18 protein-coding genes are annotated in these 16,012 nt (G+C 30.6%); 12 read left to right on the top strand and 6 right to left on the bottom strand.

Features of this window, described 5'->3' with window-relative positions; all coding sequences use genetic code 11:
* Positions 1-8: 8 nt before the first annotated feature.
* Entirely contained in the window at positions 9-1,466 is a 1,458-nt protein-coding gene (locus ABXT39_RS05360; protein WP_415294721.1) for a hypothetical protein, read from the top strand.
* On the opposite strand, the gene fumC is transcribed toward ABXT39_RS05360, so the two are convergent.
* A complete protein-coding gene (gene fumC, locus ABXT39_RS05355; RefSeq protein ID WP_415294720.1) occupies positions 1,454-2,842 on the bottom strand; it encodes a class II fumarate hydratase in 1,389 nt (462 codons plus the stop codon). The two genes, ABXT39_RS05360 and fumC, sit on opposite strands and share 13 nt — an antisense overlap.
* Positions 2,843-2,908: 66 nt before the next feature.
* Here fumC and ABXT39_RS05350 point away from each other — a divergent pair, with 66 nt between their 5' ends.
* Entirely contained in the window at positions 2,909-3,280 is a 372-nt protein-coding gene (locus ABXT39_RS05350) for a phosphoribosyl-ATP diphosphatase (protein WP_415294719.1), read from the top strand.
* Here ABXT39_RS05350 and ABXT39_RS05345 read toward each other — a convergent pair whose 3' ends face one another.
* Entirely contained in the window at positions 3,281-4,171 is an 891-nt protein-coding gene (locus ABXT39_RS05345; protein ID WP_415294718.1) for a YgfZ/GcvT domain-containing protein, read from the bottom strand.
* Positions 4,172-4,214: 43 nt separating this feature from the next.
* Between ABXT39_RS05345 and ABXT39_RS05340 the strand changes: the two genes are divergently transcribed.
* Positions 4,215-5,519: a dihydroorotase gene (locus tag ABXT39_RS05340; protein WP_415294717.1), complete on the top strand. Its 1,305-nt coding sequence runs from the start codon at positions 4,215-4,217 to the stop codon at positions 5,517-5,519.
* Here ABXT39_RS05340 and ABXT39_RS05335 read toward each other — a convergent pair.
* Positions 5,516-5,674 carry an SMR family transporter gene (locus ABXT39_RS05335; RefSeq protein ID WP_415295922.1) on the bottom strand — a complete coding sequence of 53 codons (159 nt, stop codon included), beginning with the start codon at positions 5,672-5,674 and terminating at the stop codon, positions 5,516-5,518. The genes ABXT39_RS05340 and ABXT39_RS05335 overlap by 4 nt on opposite strands.
* Positions 5,675-5,706: 32 nt before the next feature.
* Positions 5,707-7,602 carry a propionyl-CoA synthetase gene (locus ABXT39_RS05330; protein WP_415294716.1) on the bottom strand — a complete coding sequence of 632 codons (1,896 nt, stop codon included), beginning with the start codon at positions 7,600-7,602 and terminating at the stop codon, positions 5,707-5,709.
* 215 nt (positions 7,603-7,817) lie between these two features.
* Between ABXT39_RS05330 and ABXT39_RS05325 the strand changes: the two genes are divergently transcribed.
* The 4 genes from ABXT39_RS05325 to ABXT39_RS05310 all read left to right on the top strand — a co-directional run bounded on the left by ABXT39_RS05325 (position 7,818) and on the right by ABXT39_RS05310 (position 10,630).
* The gene (locus ABXT39_RS05325) at positions 7,818-8,588 is read left to right on the top strand and encodes a bacteriorhodopsin-like (protein WP_415294715.1); all 771 of its coding nucleotides are present in this window, start codon (positions 7,818-7,820) and stop codon (positions 8,586-8,588) included.
* Positions 8,589-8,669: 81 nt separating this feature from the next.
* On the top strand, positions 8,670-8,990 hold the full coding sequence (locus ABXT39_RS05320) for a 2Fe-2S iron-sulfur cluster-binding protein (protein ID WP_415294714.1): 321 nt from the start codon (positions 8,670-8,672) through the stop codon (positions 8,988-8,990).
* Entirely contained in the window at positions 8,991-10,007 is a 1,017-nt protein-coding gene (locus ABXT39_RS05315) for an NAD(P)/FAD-dependent oxidoreductase (RefSeq protein WP_415294713.1), read from the top strand.
* Positions 10,004-10,630, top strand: coding sequence for a glutathione S-transferase family protein (locus ABXT39_RS05310; RefSeq protein ID WP_415294712.1), 627 nt, complete (start codon positions 10,004-10,006; stop codon positions 10,628-10,630). Before ABXT39_RS05315 ends, ABXT39_RS05310 begins: the two co-directional genes overlap by 4 nt.
* On the opposite strand, the gene ABXT39_RS05305 is transcribed toward ABXT39_RS05310, so the two are convergent.
* Positions 10,631-11,458, bottom strand: a complete 828-nt coding sequence (locus tag ABXT39_RS05305; RefSeq protein WP_415294711.1) for a phytanoyl-CoA dioxygenase family protein — start codon at positions 11,456-11,458, stop codon at positions 10,631-10,633.
* An 18-nt stretch (positions 11,459-11,476) separates the two neighbouring features.
* On the opposite strand from ABXT39_RS05305, the gene ABXT39_RS05300 reads away from it, so the two are divergent.
* The 5 genes from ABXT39_RS05300 to ehuA all read left to right on the top strand — a co-directional run bounded on the left by ABXT39_RS05300 (position 11,477) and on the right by ehuA (position 15,445).
* Entirely contained in the window at positions 11,477-12,268 is a 792-nt protein-coding gene (locus ABXT39_RS05300) for an MOSC domain-containing protein (RefSeq protein ID WP_415294710.1), read from the top strand.
* A gap of 105 nt (positions 12,269-12,373) precedes the next feature.
* Positions 12,374-13,225, top strand: a complete 852-nt coding sequence (locus ABXT39_RS05295; RefSeq protein ID WP_415294709.1) for a transporter substrate-binding domain-containing protein — start codon at positions 12,374-12,376, stop codon at positions 13,223-13,225.
* 80 nt (positions 13,226-13,305) lie between these two features.
* Positions 13,306-13,977 (top strand): ectoine/hydroxyectoine ABC transporter permease subunit EhuC, encoded by a 672-nt coding sequence (gene ehuC / locus ABXT39_RS05290; protein ID WP_415290850.1) that lies wholly within the window; start codon positions 13,306-13,308, stop codon positions 13,975-13,977.
* A gap of 1 nt (position 13,978) precedes the next feature.
* The gene (gene ehuD / locus ABXT39_RS05285; RefSeq protein ID WP_271492704.1) at positions 13,979-14,656 is read left to right on the top strand and encodes an ectoine/hydroxyectoine ABC transporter permease subunit EhuD; all 678 of its coding nucleotides are present in this window, start codon (positions 13,979-13,981) and stop codon (positions 14,654-14,656) included.
* A complete protein-coding gene (ehuA, locus tag ABXT39_RS05280; RefSeq protein WP_415294708.1) occupies positions 14,657-15,445 on the top strand; it encodes an ectoine/hydroxyectoine ABC transporter ATP-binding protein EhuA in 789 nt (262 codons plus the stop codon).
* 16 nt (positions 15,446-15,461) lie between these two features.
* Here ehuA and ABXT39_RS05275 read toward each other — a convergent pair whose 3' ends face one another.
* Positions 15,462-16,004, bottom strand: a complete 543-nt coding sequence (locus ABXT39_RS05275) for a TraR/DksA family transcriptional regulator (protein WP_415294707.1) — start codon at positions 16,002-16,004, stop codon at positions 15,462-15,464.
* Positions 16,005-16,012: the final 8 nt, after the last annotated feature.

The following is a 16,012-nucleotide window of genomic DNA, read 5'->3' as shown; positions in this document are numbered from 1 at the left end:
TGTGATTTATGAAACAAATTGTTAAAAATTTTAATAACTTAATTAAAAAGACAATATTCAAACTTGAAAATAAAACAAATAATAATTTTCAAGTTAGTACTTTTAATAAATATGTCATAGCAATCATTAGTATATTATTTATTTACATATTTTATTTACTAATACCTCTTTTATATGACAAAAATTGGCTACAAAACAAGATTACAGAAGAATTAAAAAATGAGTTTAATATTAGTCTAATTAATACATCTGATATTTCGTATCGTATTCTGCCAAGGCCTCACTTTTCCATCATAAATTCCACAATTTCTTTAGCAAAATTTGGAATAATCAATATTTATATTAACCAAAATAATTTTTTTAATAAAAATAATCTTGCTATAGATGAGGTGATTATTCATGAGGCAAACTTTTCTTTGTTTAAAAGTGACCTTAAAAGATTATCAGCAAATACTAAAAATAAGTTTTCCACTAAAAAAATTAAAATAAATAACAGTAATATTTTTTTTAAAGATAATTTAAGTGAGATAACTGCAATTATTAAAATTTCAAATGCCTCCATTTTTTTTGATGAAAAGAAACTGCTTAATTTAACAGATTTAAAAGGGCAGGTGTTTAATATTCCTTTTAGCCTGAACTACCAGCGCACACTTAATTCAAAGAAGAGCAAAAGAATTGAGATTGAGGCTAATGATCTTGGATTAAAAATAATAAATGAAAGATTTAAATTAGATGAAAATTTAATTACTGGCACAAATAGTCTTTCAGTATTAAACTCAACAATTATTACTAAGTATAATGTTCTTGATAAAATAATAGAATTTAAATCGAGCAATTCTAGAATGCACAATTCCAAAGTAAATTATAATGGAAGATTGGGAATAAACCCTTTTGATCTAGATCTAAAAATTGATTTAGACAATTATAAGATTTCTGATTTATTTATTTCAAATTCAATTATAAATGAATTTATTAAGTCGGGGTTATTATTTAATGAAAATATAAGTATTAATACTTTAATAAATGTTAACTCAAAAATAAGAGATGAAATTTTTAATGATGCTAATATAAAATTAAAAATTTTAAATGGTAAAATAAATTTTGATAACTCAATATTTATTAGTGATGATATTGGTTCTTTGGAAATCTCTAATAGTGATTTGTTTCTAAAAAGTAACAAGTTGACTTTAGCTACTAATTTATCAATAGATATTAAGGATATCGATAAGCTGTTTTCTTTTTTAAATACTAGCAAGAATTCAAGAAAAGATATTAAAAATATTAAACTAAATGTAATTTATGATTTTGCAACTAATCAAATTGAATTTAAAAATATTAAAATAAATGATAATGAAGTAAGCGATCAATTTAAAAATATAGTTGAAACTTTCGCTGATAATAATTCTAATAATTTAACTAGGAGTAGAAGAATATTGAATGAACTAATAGGTCTTTATGAGGGGTAGATCATTTTTTTAGGATCTACAATTCTCTCATAATTTCTCCTATCAACAAGACCTGTTTTAAGAGTTTCATGTTTTAGTGTCGTTCCATTTTTTAGAGCAGTCTTTGCAATTTTTGCAGCATTATCATATCCGATATGTGGAGCTAGCGCTGTTACTAGCATTAATGAATTATCCAGATGTTCTTTAATTCTTTTTTTGTTAGCTTTAATTCCTTTAACACAATAAATCGCAAAATTTTTAGTACTATCAGCGATAAGATCTATCGACTGAAGTATGTTATGAGCAATCATTGGTTTAAATACATTTAATTCAAAGTGACCATGAGAACCAGCTACTGTAATTCCTGTGTGATTACCAATCACCTGAGCACAAACCATTGTGACAGCCTCACATTGAGTAGGGTTAACCTTACCAGGCATAATAGATGAACCAGGTTCATTTTCTGGTAATATTAATTCACCATATCCAGCACGAGGTCCTGAACCTAAAAATCTTATATCGTTTGATATTTTCATTAAGGCAACAGCGCATGTATTTAGTGTGCCTGAAAAATTTACGATAGAATCATGAGCTGCTAGTTCTGCAAATTTATTAGCAGCAGGTTTAAAAGGGATTTTGGTATATTTAGCAATTTCTTTAACAATTTTTTTATCAAAACCTTTTTTAGAATTAATTCCAGTCCCAACAGCCGTCCCTCCTTGCGCTAGAAAATATATTTCTTTAAGTGCAAGCTCAATTCTCTCAATACATTTTTTTAGCTGCACCTGGTAGCCTGAAAATTCTTGCCCAAGTGATAATGGTGTTGCATCTTGTAAATGAGTTCTACCAATTTTGATAATATTCTTAAATTCTTTAGATTTTTTTGCTAATTCTTTTTCTAAAATTTTTAAATTTGGTAATAGTTTTGATATAGTTTCTTGAGCAACAGATATATGCATAGCTGTTGGAAAAATATCATTGGTTGATTGTGATTTATTTACATGATCATTTGGGTGAACAGGCTTTTTTGAACCTTTTTTTCCACCTAATATTTCAATCGCTCTATTTGCAATCACCTCATTAACATTCATATTAGTTTGTGTACCAGAACCTGTTTGCCAAATCTTTAAAGGAAAATTTTCATCTAGTTTTCCTTTAACAACCTCATCTGAAGCTTTAATTATCGAATTGGTAATTTTTTTATTTATTTGCTTTTCTTTATAATGAACTAAAGCAGCAGACTTTTTAATAATTGCAATAGATTTTATTATGGAAATATTAACTAAAATTTTTCCAATATTGAAAAATTTATTAGATCTTTGAGTTGATGCACCCCAATATTTATCACTTGGTACGTTAATGTTTCCAATGCTATCGAATTCTTTTCTTAATTTCATTGATTAATATATAATTAATATTTTATTATAATCATATATTAAATTTTAAAAACTTACAGGAGCTAAATGTCAAATTTTAATAAAGTAAAAATTTTTATGAAAACCTTTGGTCAAGAGGTAAAAAATAAACCATCTTTTAGCAATGATAAAATTAATAGCCTCAGATATGATCTAATTAAGGAAGAGCTAGAGGAACTTAAGGTTGCAATGGAAAACAAAGACCTTTTAGAAGTTGCTGATGCTTTAACAGACATATTATATGTAACTTATGGAGCTGGACATGCATTTGGTATTGATCTTGATAAATGTTTTGAGGAAGTGCAAAATTCCAATATGAGTAAGTTAGGTGAAGACAGTAAGCCTATATATAATGACTCAGGAAAAGTTATGAAAGGACCAAAATATTTTAAACCAGATTTAACTAAGTTTGTAAAGTAGCTACTCTTTAATCCAGTATGGTTTCTTAATCTTTAACTTAGCATTTTTGCTCTCAAACTCATTTTTTTGATTAAAATTATTATCTAAATATTTAATTAAAGCAAAAGGATATTTGTTACTTATTAAAATTTTCCCCACTTCAAACTCGCCATTATAGATTAAATCATCTTGATTTAACTTTCCCTCTATTAACTCAACAGGTAGTAATCTTTTTGAAAGTTTATTTTTTAATTTGATTCTTGCAGTATTCTCTTGCCCAACATAACAGCCCTTTTGAAAGTCTATTCCATTTAGTTCTTCAAAATTACACTCAATACCAAATAATTTATTCTGTAATTCATTCATATTTCTTTGAGGAATTCCTAATTTATGACTTAACTGATAATACTCATCAATTGGGGAGTCTTTTAGCTCTAATTTTTTTAAAGATAGATAAAGTTTTTCTAAATTAATAATAAGTCTTGCGCCCAGATCTTTATTTCTTGGGTCTAATAAAATAGGGTCTTCCCTGTATTTTATTGTATAACCAGGTTGATCTTTGGCGCCCTCAAATTTCAAAAACTTTTCATAATTAAATGCTGCAATTACAAATTCATTGCTCAAGTTCATAATCTCAACATCTGATCTAAGTTTATAAACATTGAGCTGTTTAAAAAGAGCCTCTATTTGAGATTTTTCACAATCTATGAGATAACCAGCTTTATGTTTTACAATAATAAAAGCAAATAGAAATTTTCCCTGTGGAGTTAGTAATGATGCAAAGCAGCTATTAGCATCACCAACCTTGTTAATGTCATTACTAATTAAATTTTGTAGAAATTCTTTAGCATCAGCTCCATTTATGTAGAGAATCCCTCTATCTTCTAAAATATATACTTTTTGTGTATTCATAATTGATTGATGTTTAAATATAATATAATTACTTTTTTCATAAATGTTAGATCTAATAATTAAAAACGGTTCATGCTACATAGATAAAGATCTTAAAGATCAAGATATAGCAATTAAAAATGGTAAGATTATAAAAATTGGTAAAATTGAGAGTGAAGCGAAAGAGATTTTTGATGCTAAAGGGTTAACAGTTTTACCCGGGTGCATTGATACACAAACTCATTTTAGAGAACCTGGGTCAACAGACACAGAAGACCTTCATTCAGGAAGTAGGGCTGCAATAGTAGGTGGCATAACAAGCGTGTTTGAGATGCCAAATACTAATCCGCCAACTTCGACCAAGGCAGAGTTTCAGAAAAAGTTAGATCTTGCCAAAAATAGAATGTATTGCAATTATGCATTTTATTTTGGTGCAACAGCTGATAACGCAAATGAGTTAGCAGATCTGGTAAATCTAGAGGGTTGTTGCGGAATTAAACTGTTTGCTGGATCATCAACTGGAAACCTTTTAGTTGCTGAGGAAGAGGATATTGAAAAAGTATTTCAAAGTAGCTCAAAAGTTGTTGCAGTACATTCAGAGGATGAAGCAATTTTAAATATTAATAAAAAATTAATTAAAGAAGGAGATGTTCATTCACATCCAATTTGGAGAAGTGTCGAATGTGCAATCTCATCTACTAGAAGAATAGTTAGAATTGCTGAGCGATATAAGAAAAAAGCCCATATTCTTCACATTACCACAAAAGAAGAGATTGATTTTTTATCACAACACAAAGGCAACATAACATTTGAGATTACCCCACAACATTTAACAATCTACGCTCCAGATTGTTATGATAAACTTGGAACTTATGCTCAAATGAATCCACCTTTAAGAGACAAGTCTCATTATGATAGATTGTGGTATGGGGTAAAAAATAATCTTAATGATACAATTGGTTCTGATCACGCTCCACACTTAAAAGAGAATAAAGAAAAAAGATATCCAAACTCACCATCTGGCATGCCTGGTGTTCAAACACTTTTACCAGTTATGTTAAATCATGTTAATGATGGAAAATTAACTTTAGAGCAATTAATGAACTCTATATGTGAAAATCCAATTAAGATTTTTGGAATCAAAAACAAAGGTTTTATAAAAGAAGGATTTGACGCTGATTTCACAATTGTAGACATGAACAAGACAATTGAAATTAAGAATGAAAATATTGAAAGTAAATGTGGCTGGTCACCTTTTGATGGGTTTAAATTTAAAGGAACGCCTGTATCTACAATCATTAATGGTCAAATTAAAATGAGTGATGGTAAAATTTTAGGCGATCCTGAGGGTAAGCCTTTAAAATTTTAGATAGTTTTTACAGAAAAGCTATTTACAAACACTACCCCAAAAACAATAAAAAATAATCCTAATATAGCCTGCCAAGATAAAGACTGTTTAAAGAAAGCATACCCCAATATTGCAACAGTAAATACTCCAAGACCACTCCATGTTGCATAAACAATTGCAACTATTAAAATTAGATATGTTTTAATCGCTACTTAAGAATATTATTTTTAATTAAGTCCTCTTTTATCTCAGTTAAGATAGCAGGATCATCAATAGTTGCTGGCACCTTATACTCTTCATTATCAGCAATTTTTCTAATAGTTCCTCTTAATATTTTTCCAGATCTTGTTTTTGGTAATCTTTTAATAACAATTACAGTTTTAAATGCTGCTACTGGTCCAATAGTATCTCTAACCATTTTGATACATTCTTTTGAAATAGTTTCGTTATCTTTTTTAACACCTGTCTTAAGAACGACTAGACCAATTGGTAATTGCCCTTTTAATTTATCAGCAATTCCTAATACTGCACATTCAGCTACTGACTGGTGCTCAGAAAGAACTTCTTCAATTGCACCTGTCGATAATCTGTGGCCTGCAACATTAATAATGTCATCTGTTCTAGACATAATCCAAATGTAACCATCTTCATCTATATGACCTGCATCATATGTTTCATAGTAACCTTCATAGTTCGTCATATAATTATCTTTGTATCTTTTATCTGCATTCCATAAGGTTGGAAAAGTTCCAGGGGGTAAAGGTAATTTTACAACTATATCCCCCATTTCATTAGGTTTTGCTAAAGTTTGATCTGGCTTCATGATTTGAACATCATACCCAGGAACTGCCTTACATGCTGAGCCATATTTTGTTTTCATCATTTCAATTCCTGTACAATTAGAGCTAATTGCCCAACTTGTTTCAGTTTGCCACCAATGATCAATTACTGGAACTTTTAATAAATTTTCTGCCCATTTAATAGTATCTGGGTCAGCTCTCTCACCAGCTAAAAATAATGACTCAAATTTACTTAAATCATATTTAGAAAAAAACTTACCTTCAGGGTCTTCTTTTTTAATAGCTCGAAAAGCAGTTGGTGCAGTAAAAAGGGATTTTACTTTATAGTCTGAAATTATTTTCCAAAAAGCACCAGCATCAGGAGTGCCAACGGGCTTACCTTCAAATAATACTGTAGTGCAACCTTTAAATAAAGGGGCATAAACAATATATGAATGTCCAACAATCCATCCGATATCACTTGCTGACCACCAAACATCATCAGCATCAATATTGTAAATATTTTTCATAGTCCATTTAAGAGCAACTATATGACCTCCAATATCCCTAACTATTCCTTTTGGCACACCTGTAGTTCCTGATGTATACAAAATATAAGCTAAATCATTTGAATTCATTTCAACACAATCTACTTCTTTTGCATTTGAAAGTGCTTCACCCCAACTGATTTCTTTTGGAGCATTAAGTTCGACCGTATGGTTTATTCTTTGAAACAAGATCATCTTATCTATTTTATGAGAAGCCATCTTAATTGCTGCATCAACCAATGGTTTATACTCAACAGTTTTTCCAGGTTCAAAGCCACATGAAGCTGTAACTATTACTTTTGCTTTACTGTCATCAATTCTGCTAGCAAGTTCATTTGAGGCAAAACCTCCAAACACCACAGAGTGGATTGCTCCAATTCTTCCACATGCTAACATTGCTATAACTGCCTCTGGAATCATGGGCATATAGATTATAACTCTATCACCTTTGTCGACTCCTTGATTTCTTAGCGCTCCTGCAAATTTTGAAACTTTTTCTCTTAATTCTTTGTAGGTAAACTGCTTTTTGTTGCCAGTTATTGGGCTGTCATAGATTAAAGCTAGCTTGTCACCTCTACCTTGATCGATATGAATATCTAAAGCATTATAACAAGTGTTGGTAACACCATCCTCAAACCATTTATAAAAAGGTGGATTGGATTTATTTAAAATTTTAGTAGGTTTTTTAAACCAAAAAATATCATTAGAGACTTCTTGCCAAAAATCTTCAGGGTTTTTTAAAGAATTTTGGTAAATATCGTTAAATTTTTTTGACATATGATTTGATTCTATTTTGTTAGTTTTTTAAGCTTATTAAATTAAAAATTGTATTAAAATTTAAAAAGTAAGTAAAATCAATACAAATTAGATGTAATTAAGCCTTCTAAAAACTAGATAACTTTGATAGTTAACCTTCAACATGACTTGAGCGTTTGTTTAAGTCTAGTTTATATAAACTAAAAGTTAAAAACTAACATAAGAGGGAGTTTTTTATGAAAAAACTAAAATTGTTTGCTCTTGCAGCTGTAGCCCTAATGGGTCTATCAGGTGCAGCAAACGCAGAAACAGCCTTATTGGCTTCTGACGACTTTGTTGGGATTTCATTCTGGCTAGTAACAATGGTGATGTTAGCGTCGACTGCTTTCTTTTTCTTAGAAGCTGGAAATGTTGCAGCAGGTTGGAGAACTTCAATAATTGTAGCTGGTCTAGTAACTGGTATTGCCTTTATACATTACATGTATATGAGAGATGTATGGGTTATGACTGGTGAGTCACCAACAGTTTACAGATATATTGACTGGTTAATCACTGTACCATTACTAATGATAGAATTTTACCTAATTCTAGCAGCAGTAGGAAAAGCAAATTCTGGAATATTCTGGAGATTGTTAATTGGAACAGTTGTGATGCTTGTAGGTGGATACCTAGGAGAAGCAGGATACATTAATGCTACGCTTGGTTTTGTAATCGGTATGGCTGGATGGTTCTACATTCTTTATGAAGTATTCTCTGGTGAAGCAGGAAAAGCTGCAGCAAAAAGTGGAAACAAAGCTCTTGTTACTGCATTTGGTGCAATGAGAATGATCGTTACAGTTGGTTGGGCAATTTACCCATTAGGTTATGTATTTGGTTACCTAACAGGTGGTGTAGATGCTAACTCACTAAACGTGATTTACAACATAGCTGACTTGCTAAACAAAACTGCATTTGGTCTAATCATTTGGGCTGCAGCAATGCAATCAGGTGGTAGAAAAGCTAAGTAATTAGCAAACATAAATAATTTAAAAAGGGCGAGTACATTTTGTGTACTTGCCCTTTTTTTTTATGTAATTATATATAGTTCAATGCCTAAAATTACCTACATTGAAGATAGTGGAAGTTCACATACTATAGAAATTGCCAATGGACTGAGCGTTATGGAAGGTGCGGTTCAAAATGACATTCCAGGAATAGATGCCGATTGCGGAGGTGGTATGGCTTGTGCTACTTGCCATGTTTATGTCAAAGAAGAATGGTTTAATAAGCTACCAAAAAAAGAAGATGGAGAAGAAGACATGCTAGATATGGCTTTTGAACCTAATAAATTTAGTAGATTAAGTTGTCAGCTATTAGTTTCTGATGAACTAGATGGACTAACGGTTAGCATTCCATCAAAACAAGGTTAAATGATTAAAACAGATACTTTAATAATAGGCGCAGGGCCAGTTGGATTATTTTGTGTTCATCAATTAGGAATAATTGGATTAAAATGTGAAGTAGTTGATAACTTAGATAAAATAGGTGGACAGTGCATTGAGCTTTATCCTGATAAACCTATTTATGATATTCCTGCTGTTCCAGAATGCACTGGAGAAGAGTTAACCAATAATTTAATTGAACAGATTAAAGCATTCAAAACAAATTTTCATTTAAATGAGCGAGTACAAGAAATTAAAAAAGTTGAAAAAAAATGGTTAATAAAGACCAATAAAGGAACTGAATTTGAAGCATCAAGTATAATTATTGCAGCTGGTGTAGGATCTTTTGAGCCAAGAAAATTCCCAACAAAAGAAATTGAAAAGTATGAAGGAAAACAAATACTTTATTCAATTAAAGACAAAAAAATTTTTAAAGATAAAACAGTTACTATTTTTGGTGGAGGAGACTCAGCATTAGATTGGGCGATAGAACTCTCAAATACATCTAAAGTTATATTAGTACACAGAAGAGATGAATTTAGAGGAATGCAAGCCAGTATTGATAAAGTTAACCAATTAAAAGATGAAGGTAAGATGGAAGTTCATACTAAATACCAATTAGGTTCAGTTAGCGGCAATGAAAAAGTTGAAAGTATTAACATCAAGCATGATGATGAGAGTATAAAAGAAATTAAAACTGATTATGTTTTGGGCTTTTTTGGATTAATAATGCAACTAGGACCAATTGCTGAATGGGGATTAAATTTAGATAAGAAAACAATACCTGTTAATACGGAAAATTTTGAGACCAATAAACAAGGTATTTTTGCAATTGGTGATATTTGCACTTATCCTGGAAAACTTAAATTAATTCTTTCGGGTTTTCATGAGGGAGCATTAGCTGCTAGAGGTTGTTTTAAATACGCTAAACCAGATGAAAAATATAGATTTGAGTTTACCACTTCCTCTAAGACAGTAAAAAGCAGACTAGGCGTTAAAGAGTGATAGAGCTATTTACAGCAGATACTCCAAATGGAAAAAAAATTACAATAATATTAGAAGAAATAGGTTGTGATTTTAAAGTTACTAAAATTGATCTGTCAAAAGATGAGCAATTTAAAAAAGATTTTAAAAAAATAAGCCCATTTGGAAAGATACCAGTAATTATAGACCATGAAAATGGACAGTCATTATTCGAGTCTGGTGCAATACTTATATATTTAGCTGAAAAATATAATAAATTTTATGAAGCAAAAGATCGACATACCATAAACCAATGGTTGATGGCACAGATGGGAATTATAGGACCAATGATTGGACAACATCATCAGTTCCATCATTACAATGCTGGAAAAAGTGAATTTGGAGAAGAAAGATATTTTAAAATTACAAAAAGAATTTATAGGGAACTAGATGAGAGATTATCTTCATCAAAATACTTAGCTGGAAATGAATACACAATTGCAGATATCGCAACTTGGCCGTGGATAGCAAGGCACGAATGGCATGATATTGGTCTTAAGAATTACAACAATTTAACTAGATGGTATTTAGATATTGCAAATAGAGAAGCTGTTGTAAAGGGATACGATCTTTTAAAAGATGGCTCTGAGATACCAAAACCTTAATTAGAAATTTCCTTTTTTAGTAGAGCCTGGATAAAAAATTCCTTGCAAATCTTCATTTGCCTTCTTTCTTATTTTCATATCTTTTTGATCCATTAGCATACTCGGTCTTTTAGTATGTTGATGATATTTAAAGGTATCATCTCCTCTTGCTTGCTGAACATACATTTTACCTAAAACTTGATTTACATTACTGCCAATATAGCTTTGAACTACAAAACCAATTCTTCTATCATTACTTTTGTTTAGTCCTGAACCATGAACTATAGTTGGATGATGTAATGACATTTGTCCTGCCTTTAAAACCAAAGGTGTGGTTTTATCTAAGGGAACATTTTCAACTGTTTGACCTCTTGTTAATAAATTACCTTCATCATATTTTTGTTCATGATGTTTGATATTATCTTTATGTGAACCAGACCACATTCTCATACAACCGTTTTCTTCATTAGCATCAGTTATCGCCAACCAAGCGGTTACCCAATTATGTGGTTCTAATCCAATATATGTTGCATCTTGATGAAAACTTACAAATCCTTTTTCATATGGGTTTTTAATAAATAAAGTTGTTCCACATATAAGAATATTTTTTCCAATTATGCTCTCAACAGCATCTAGCATTTTTGAGTTATGGCAAACTTCATCAAGTATGGGAGAAATCATATGCACGTAATTTCTTCCAGCTCCTTTCAGTTCATCAGGCCATTGAGTTTCAATGTTTTCAATTTCTTTTCTTATCTCAAATGCTTGATCTTTAGTTAAGACTTCTATTGGAGCCACATAACCATTATCGTTATACTCTTGAAGTTGATTCGAAGACAATTTAGACATATTATTCAAAAATATTATATGAGCGCAACTATTTCTTCAATAAATTATTGTCCAGTTAAATCCATATCATTTCAAACTATTGATAAGTGTGAAATTAAAAAAGATATTGGAATTATAGGAGATAGAATTTTTGCATTTGCTAAAGATTTAGATTTAGAACAAGTAAAGCTATTTGAAAAAAATCCTGAAGAAAGAAGAGGAAAATGGAATAAAATTTTAACTCTAAAAAACTCTCCAGTATTGAATAAGTATAATTTTTTATTTGATGAAAATAAATTAACATTAACTTTTAAAAATGAGAAAATTTTAACAATTAATGTAAATGAAATGAATGAATATGATTTACTTTCAAATAAAATATTAGAATTGGAAAATTCCCTTAAAAAACCAATAGTATTAATGAAAAATAAAGACCTTCCTTTTTTTGATACATCGATATCAAATAAAACAGTTTTATCTCATTCGGTATCTCTTTTAAATAATAAGAGTATTGAGGATTTTAAGAATAAAATTAATCAAAAAATTGAGGCTCAAAGATTTAGAGGCAACATTCATATTGATGGAGTTGAACCATGGAAAGAACGAGAATGGATCGGAAAAATTGTTAAAATTAATGGTGTTTCTTTTAAAGTTGAAAAAAACATACCAAGATGTGTTGCAATTAATCTAAAACCAAACACAGATGACAATTCTTTAAATTTACTTCAGTCATTAAAAAAAACTTATAATCATTTTGAAATGGGAATTTATTTGACTGCACTTGATGACGGTGAAATTAAATTAAGTGATAAAGTTCAGATAATTAATTAATATAAATATTTTATTAAGCAACTTTAAGTTGTATCTTTTTTTGGTGTACAAACAACTTCAATTTTGTTTTAATTATTAAAATAAACTTAAATAGAGGAAAAAATAATGAATAGATTTTTAAAATCAATTGGAGTCTTTCTTGTACTTCTTTTTAGTATTACTGCAGTTAGCGCTGAAACGTTGACTAGTAAATTAAAAGGTGGTGACAAGTTAAGACTTGGGTTTGGAACTGCAGTGCCATGGGCTTATGCGGGAGATAACGGTCAAGCTTTAGGATTTGTTAATATGATAGCTTTAACAGTTCTTGAAGAAATGGGAATTACAGAAGATCAAACTGAAACTAAAGTTTTTGAATGGTCTGGATTAATACCTGGATTAAATGCAAATCGTTCAGATATGGTTACTGGTGGTATGTATATTTTAAAAAGTAGATGTGCAAACATGAACTTTTCTGATCCTATAGGTGTTTTTGGTGATGCCATGATGGTTCCAAAAGGAAATCCTCAAGGAATTAATAATTATGCAGACGTTGTTAGAACTGGTGCAAAACTTGTAACTGGTACTGGATTTAACACTGTTGAAGCTGCTAAAAAGTATGGTGTTCCTGAAAGTCAAATGATGTTAGTTGAAGGTGAAGTTGGAATTCTTGCTGCAATGAAAGCTGGAAGAGCTGATGTTGCTGTACAAACATTCTTTGGTGCAAAAGAGCATGAAGCAAAAAGTAACGGTATGTTTGAAGTGACTGACCCTAAATTAATGCCTAAAGAAACTTTAAATGTAGTTGGTATTGGTTTTAGAAAAAGCGATGTTGAATTTAGAGATAATTTCAATGCAGCTTTAGCAAAAGTTATGGCTAACCCAGCAAAAATGTTAGAGAGAGCTGGTGAGTATGGTTATGATAAAGCTCAACTACCACCTCCTTCAATGAGTACTGAGTGGGCTTGTTCAACTAAGTAATATTAGTAATAGATTAATTTAATCAGGCGATGAATAAAAGTCGCCTGATTTTTTTTTAACTTTAATTAAAGGTTTTAAAAGTGAGTTATTTTTCATTCTTAGCTGAACACGGATCTACTTTATTGCTAGGTACAGTTACTACAGTTAAAGTGTTAATTTGTGCTACCATTCTCTATGTAATAATTTCAATAATTTTTGGCCTAATGAGAGTGTCAAATAATTCAGTTATTCAAGGTGCTGCAACTATTTATATAGAATTTTTCAGAGGAACATCTTTAATGGTGCAATTATTTTGGGTTTATTATGTTTTACCTTTTTTTGGTATGTCTCTTGAAGCGTTCACTTCAGGTGTTGTGGCCATAGGAATGAATTTTGGTGCTTATGGTGCCGAAATAGTAAGAGGTGGAATAATAGCAGTACCAAAAGGTCAATGGGAAGGAGCTTATGCTCTTAACTTTAGTCCAGCAAAAAGAATGAGGAGAATAATTATACCACAAATTTTTCCAATTATACTTCCACCAGCAGCAAACTTGACTGTCGAACTTTTAAAAGCTACCGCACTAGTTGCACTAGTAACTGTTGTTGACTTAACATTTGAAGCAAAACAAATTAATTCTATTACATGGTTATCTGCGCAATGTTTTGGAACAGCACTTATAATATATTATATTATATCAAGATTTTTTCTTGTCCCTTTTTTACGTTGGTTAGAGGTTCTTGCTGCAAGAAAAGTGGGAAAGGAGAAGATATAATATGGATGCAGAATGGAAATGGAATTTTGCTTATCAAATATTACCTAAAATGTTATGGGCAACCTTAAACACTATAATGGCTGCGGGAATAGGTTATGCAATAGCAGTTGTAGTAGGTATGCTGTTTTTATTGGGTCAACGAACACCTTATAAGTTTGTAAATATTATAGTTAGAGAAATAGTAGAATTTATTCGTTCAACTCCACTTCTTATTCAATTATTCTTTGTATATTTTGTTGGACCTCAATTTGGTATAGTTTTATCTGCCTGGATGTCAGCAATGATAACTATAGGGCTTCATTTTGGTACTTATCTTTCAGAAGTTTACAGAGGCGCATTAGAGGGAGTTCCAAAATCTCAGTGGGAAGCTTGTAGGGCGCTAAATTTTTCTGCAATATACACTTATAAAAGAATAATTTTTCCTCAAGCTTTTCCTATAGCAATTCCAGGAATGGGAAATTATTTAGTAGGAATCTTTAAAGATACACCCTTATTATCAACTATTGGAGTTGCAGAATTATTTCATGCAGCAACAGCAGTAGGTGGGTATCATTATCGTTATTTAGAACCATATACTATGGTTGGAATTATTTTCTTAATTTTATCTATACCTGCAGCAATGGGTATTAGAAAATTAGAAAGAACAGTTAACAAAGCACAAGGAAAGGTAAAAAACTAAATGAATAATTCAGATGATGTTTTAGTAAAATTTTCTGAAGTTACAAAACAATATGGAGATCTTGTTGTTTTAGATAAACTTAATTTAGAAATTAAAAAGAATGAAATGGTTTCAATTATAGGCCCATCAGGATCAGGTAAAACAACAGTATTAAGAACTTTGATGACTTTAGAGAAAATTGATAAGGGTGTAATTCATTTAGAAAATGAACCATTAACTCATATGCCTGATAAAAATGGAAACTTAGTTATCGCTAATGAAAAATATTTAAGAGAAAGACGATCAAAAATAGGAATGGTGTTTCAGCAGTTTAATCTTTTTCCTCATATGACTGCTCTACAAAATTGTATTGAGGCACCAGTTGAAGTGTTAGGTATGAAAAGAGAAGAAGCTGAAGAGAGAGCTTTAGATTTACTAGATTTGGTAGGACTTTCAGATAAAAAAGATGAACATCCTTCAAGATTATCAGGTGGTCAACAGCAACGTGTTGCGATAGCCAGAGCCTTAGCAATGAGACCAAAGGTTATGCTTTTAGATGAAATTACATCTGCATTAGATCCAGAAGTAGTTGGTGAAGTTTTAAATGTAATTAGATCTTTGAATAAAGAGCATGATCTTACTATGATTATGGTTACACATCAGATGGGTTTTGCTAAAGAAATATCAGACCGAGTGTGTTTTTTTAATGAAGGCAAGATATTTGAACAAGGGTCCCCAGAACAATTATTTGATAATCCTCAAAATGAAAGAACTAAACAATTTTTACATGCTGTTCTTGATGCCAGTTAAGGAAAATATTTAAACTTTAATCGTCAGCGTAAACTTTTTCATCTTTTTCGTGCTTTTCTTGAGCTGCAATACAAAGATGAGCAACTGGTCTTGCCATTAATCTTTTTAATCCAATTGGTTCGGCAGTTTCAGCACAAAATCCAAAAGTTTTATCTTTTATTCTTATTAAAGCTTGGTCAATTTTAGAAATTAATTTAATTTGTCTATTAATCGCTTTCATTTCTACATTTTTATCTGTGTAAGAGCTTGCTTGATCGACAATATCTGCTGAAACACTATTATCATCCATTGACCCATGGTAAAGAGCTTCATTATTTGCTTTTACCAATTCTTTTTTCCACTCAGTAAGTTTTATCTTGAAAAAGGATAAGTGTTTGTCACACATATATTTTTCAGTATCTTTTGGAATATATGTTTTTGAAATTTTAATCGTTGCCTTTACTTTGTTTTCAGTGACACTAATCTTTTTTATTACTTTAGTGGGTTTTTTGATTGCAACAGCAACTTTTTTTGCTTTAGCTGTTGGTTTTTTAGCAGATGGTTTTGAGATTTTAGGCATATGTATAA

The organism is Candidatus Pelagibacter sp. Uisw_113 (assembly GCF_047717815.1).
GTDB lineage: Bacteria > Pseudomonadota > Alphaproteobacteria > Pelagibacterales > Pelagibacteraceae > Pelagibacter.
Note: the sequence above shows the minus strand (reverse complement) of the source record. Positions and strands in the feature narration are given on the sequence as shown.